Below are 4,295 nucleotides of genomic sequence, written 5' to 3'. Positions count from 1 at the left end.
CGCACCGCGCTCCTCGCGACGGCGGCGGCCGTGGCCGTCCTGCCGAGCGTCGCCCTGGCGGGCGACTCGGCGCTGCGAACGCTGCTGCTCGTCGCGACCGGTGCCGTGCTCGTGATCGCCGGGAGCTTCACGCCGGATCTCCTCCGCGGCGTCCCCATCCGGATGCTCGTCGTCGCGACCGGGTGGGTGGCCGCGACGGGAGCCGCCCTCCTGCGCGGGTCCGCGATCGCCGGAGGCGGAGACGGCGGGCTTCCCGTCGAGTTCTGGCCCGTCCTCGCCTTCGGGGTGGGACTCGTCGCGGTCGTGCCCTGGGTCCGAGACCGCGTCGAGCCGCAGCGCGCGGCCGAGGCAGTGCTCGCGGCATCCCTCGCACTGGCCGCGATCCCGACCACGATCGCGATCGCCGAGGGCGTCGACGCCGACCTCCGCACGGCGGTGCTGCTCGTGGTCCTGGGCGGTGCGTACGTGCTCGGCACCACGACGCGGTCGCGGCCGTTCGCCGGCGCCGCGCTCAGGTGGACCGCTCTCGCCATGGCGGTCGTCGCCGGCGGGCTGGCGCTCGTCATGCGCTCGGTCGATCCGTTCGACCTGGTCACGGTTCCCATCGGCGCGGCGCTCGTCGCCGCCGGAGCGATCCGGATGCGGCGATCGCCAGGGGTGGGGAGCTGGCCGGCCCTCGGTCCGGGCCTCGCCGTGCTCATGGTGCCCGCGCTCATCGCGGACTGGACCGACCCCGCACTCTGGCGTCTGGTGGCACTCGGCGTCGTCGCGGTCTCGGCGGTCGTGATCGGGGCCGTGGTCCGGCTCCAGGCGCCGCTCCTGCTGGGTGGCGCCGTGCTGCTCGTGCACACGGTCGCGCAGCTCTGGCCGTGGATCACGCTGCTGTACGAGGCGGTGTGGTGGTGGTTGTGGCTCGGGATCGCCGGCGCGCTCCTGATCACGATCGCGGCGACGTACGAGCGTCAGATGCGCCTGGCTCGCGGAGTCATCCGCACCATCGGTTCGCTGCGCTGAAGCGGGCTCGGCTGCGTCCCGGCCGCAAGGCGCGCCACGACCCGTTCGTGCACGAACCGGCGTCCGTCGCCGTGTACGATGATCGGGTGCCCGCTCGCGGGTGCTCGGGGATGTAGCTCAATGGTAGAGCCTCAGTCTTCCAAACTGATGGTGCGGGTTCGATTCCCGTCATCCCCTCCGAGTGTGACGTCTCAGGACATCCTGAACGGCTGAACCCGCGGATGACGCGGGTTCAGCCGTTTCTCGTTGCGGGTGCGGTGATTCGCCACCCTCGCTCGGCCGGAGTCAAGCCCCTGCGAGTCCACGGGGAATCCCGCGACGGCGGCGGACGTTGGCCCTACCGTGGCATCCGTAAGGGTACGAGTGGAAGGGGACCACATGACCGACTCGAAGACCACCGCAGATCGCACGCACGCGCCCATGAGTGGCGCCGACCCGGAGGTCGCCTCGGGCGTCTCGCAGTTCTTGACACCGCTCGTCCACGAGCTCACCGTGCTCGCGGTGAACGGCAAGCAGGCGCACTGGAACGTGCGCGGCCGGGACTTCCTCGAGGTGCACGAGTTCCTGGACACCGTGGTCGACCACGCCCAGGAGTGGGCCGACCTCGCCGCCGAGCGGGTCGTCGCGCTCGGCCTGCCGATCGACGCCCGCCTCGCGACGATCGCCGATGCCACCGACGCCGCGAACCCGGCGGCCGGGTTCCGGCGCTCCGACGACACGATCGCCGACGTCGTCGCGCAGATCGACGTGGCGACCGCGCGCGTGAATGCCGCGATCACCGGGCTCGAGGAGCTCGATCCGGCCAGCCAGGACGTCGCGATCGCCATCCGCCAGGGCCTCGACAAGGACCGGTGGTTCCTGGCAGCCCACATCAGCGTGGAGTGACCCGCGCGGGCTGAGCCCCGAAACGCCGAGGCGACGACCGCGGCGACGCGGGCCCGGGTGCAGAATGCCGCCATGGCGGATGCATCCGGGCCCGACGCGTCACGTCGACAGGGTCCCGAGCGGCCGAGCGCCGAGGGGCTCACTGACGCCCAGCGGTCGCTGCGGGCCCAGATGCTGGCGACCGAGCACTGGAGCCTCCTCGCGTCGCGGAGCACGACGCAGAGCGAGGTGCTGACGCGCATCGCCATCTACCTCACGCTCGTGTCCGCGGGTCTCGTCACGCTCAGCGTGCTCGGGAACGCGACCGGGTTCCGCGGCTGGTTCGGCGTCGCCGCACTCGGCGTGCTCCTGCTGCTCGTGCTGCTCGGACTCATCACGCAGAAGCGGGCCTTCAACGCCTCGCTCGACGACCTGATGTTCGTGATCGCGATGAACCGGCTGCGCGGCGCGTACCTCGACCTCGATCCCGGGATCGCCGACTACCTCGTGACCTCCGCGAACGACGATGAGGCGGGCAGCGCACAGACGTACTACGCCTACAGCCCGCGACCGGGCCAGATCTGGGCGAGCTCGGCGATGATCATCTCCGTGGTCGTGGCTGCCGTGATCGCCCTTTTCGTCGGCGGCGTGGTGCTCGGTCTCGCCGGCCCGATCTGGCTGGCGATCGCCCTCGGGGTCCTCGCCGGCCTCGGCTCGATCGCCGCCTGGATGAGGACCGGCTATCGCGGGTACACCGCGATGTTCCGCCTCCATTCCCCGTTGCGGACGACCTCCGCCGACTGAGCGCGTCCGGGGTCGGTCGAGTCCCGAGGGGTGCGGCGATCGGGGACCGAGGGCAGAATGCCGCCATGTCGGATGCACCCGGGATCGACCCTCCTCCGTCCGCCGACGACCGTCGGCCCACGGCCGACGGACTCACCGACGCGCAGCGCTCGCTCCGCGCGCAGATGCTCGCGACCGAGCACTGGAGCCTCCTCGCGTCGCGGAGCACCACCCAGAGCGAGTTGCTCACGCGGATCGCGATCTTCCTGACGCTCGTCTCGGCGGGTCTGGTCACGCTCAGCGTGCTCGGCAACGTGACCGGATTCCGCGGATGGTTCGGCGTCGCTGCGATCAGCGTGCTGGCGCTGCTCACCCTGCTCGGCTTCATCACGCAGACGCGCGTGCTCAACGGCATGACCGAGGACCTCGCCTACGTCATCGCGATGAATCGGCTGCGCGGCGCGTACCTCGACCTCGATCCCGGGCTCGCCCCGTACCTGCTCAGCTCCGCGAACGACGACCGGCTCGGCGCGCACCGCACCTACTTCCCGTTCGGTCCGCGCCCGAGCCAGCCCTTCGCCAGCTCGATGACGGTGATCACCTCGGTGGAGAGCGCCATGGTCGGGCTGCTCATCGGTGCCGTCGTGACCGCGTTCGGCGGTGGGACCGCCGTCGCAGTGGGCGTCGGCGTCGTCATCGCGGTCGGCTGGTTCGTGCTGTGGGCCCGGATCGGCTACGTGCGCTACCGCGAGGTCTTCGGCACGTACACGCCGCTTCACCCCACACCTCGCGACTGAACATCGCCGACGCGCGCCCCGTCAGCGCTGCAGCCAGGCCAGCACGGCGAGCACCCGCCGGTGATCCGTGCCCGAGTCCTCGAGGCCGAGCTTCTGGAAGATCGAGGTCACGTTCTTCTCGACGGCGCCGACGCCGATGAACAACTGCCCGGCGATGCCGGCGTTCGTGCGCCCCTCGGCCATGAGCTCCAGCACCTCCCGTTCGCGCGGCGTGAGGGAGGCCAGCGGGTCGCCGCGTCGCGAGAGCAGTTCGCGCACGACCTGCGGGTCGAGCACGGTGCCGCCGTCCCGGATGCGGAGCACCGCATCCTCGAGGTCCTCGAGCGAGGCCACGCGGTCCTTCAGCAGGTAGCCCATCCCGCCGTCGGCGGAGGCGAGCAGCTCGTGCGCATAGGTGCCCTCGACGTACTGGCTGAGCAGGAGCACGCCGATCCCCGGCCGCCGACGGCGGAGCTCGATGGCGGCCCGGACTCCCTCGTCTCGGAACGTCGGCGGCATGCGGACGTCGAGCACCGCGACCTCAGGCGCCGCGCGGTCCAGGTCGGCGAGCAGGGCCACGGCGTCGCCGTAGGCGCCGACCGTCTCGAAGCCGGCCTCGTCGAAGAGCCGCACGAGCCCCTCGCGGAGGAGCAGTGAGTCCTCCGCGAGGACGACGCGGATCGGTCCGTCGGGCGGTGCGGTCTCGCTCACGCGCCCACCCTATCGACGGGCGTGAACGGGAAGTGGGCGCCGATCACCGTCGGTCCCCCGGCCGGGCTGTCGACCAGCAGCACGCCGCCGAGGCCGCGCACGCGCTCGTCGAGGCCCGCGAGCCCGTGGCCCGGCTTCGCCGCCGCG

General features: G+C 71.9%; 5 protein-coding genes and 1 tRNA gene. 5 read left to right on the top strand and 1 reads right to left on the bottom strand.

Annotation, left to right across the window (positions count from 1 at the left end; all coding sequences use genetic code 11):
• The 5 genes from ESO86_RS12335 to ESO86_RS12315 all read left to right on the top strand — a co-directional run.
• The coding region (locus ESO86_RS12335; RefSeq protein ID WP_422836493.1) for an SCO7613 C-terminal domain-containing membrane protein at window positions 1-1,014 on the top strand (1,014 nt) is incomplete at its 5' end.
• A 106-nt stretch (window positions 1,015-1,120) separates the two neighbouring features.
• A tRNA-Gly gene (locus ESO86_RS12330) sits at window positions 1,121-1,191 on the top strand.
• A gap of 201 nt (window positions 1,192-1,392) precedes the next feature.
• Window positions 1,393-1,899: a Dps family protein gene (locus ESO86_RS12325; RefSeq protein ID WP_242492351.1), complete on the top strand. Its 507-nt coding sequence runs from the start codon at window positions 1,393-1,395 to the stop codon at window positions 1,897-1,899.
• A gap of 72 nt (window positions 1,900-1,971) precedes the next feature.
• On the top strand, window positions 1,972-2,682 hold the full coding sequence (locus ESO86_RS12320) for a hypothetical protein (protein WP_129235294.1): 711 nt from the start codon (window positions 1,972-1,974) through the stop codon (window positions 2,680-2,682).
• 65 nt (window positions 2,683-2,747) lie between these two features.
• Window positions 2,748-3,458, top strand: a complete 711-nt coding sequence (locus ESO86_RS12315; protein ID WP_207207112.1) for a hypothetical protein — start codon at window positions 2,748-2,750, stop codon at window positions 3,456-3,458.
• 21 nt (window positions 3,459-3,479) lie between these two features.
• Here ESO86_RS12315 and ESO86_RS12310 read toward each other — a convergent pair whose 3' ends face one another.
• On the bottom strand, window positions 3,480-4,148 hold the full coding sequence (locus ESO86_RS12310) for a response regulator (protein ID WP_129235293.1): 669 nt from the start codon (window positions 4,146-4,148) through the stop codon (window positions 3,480-3,482).
• Between the last annotated feature and the right edge of the window lie 147 nt (window positions 4,149-4,295).

The organism is Agromyces binzhouensis (genome assembly GCF_004135055.1).
Lineage (GTDB): Bacteria > Actinomycetota > Actinomycetes > Actinomycetales > Microbacteriaceae > Agromyces > Agromyces binzhouensis.
The sequence above is the reverse complement of the archived record's forward strand: the minus strand, read 5'-3'. Positions and strand labels throughout refer to the sequence as shown.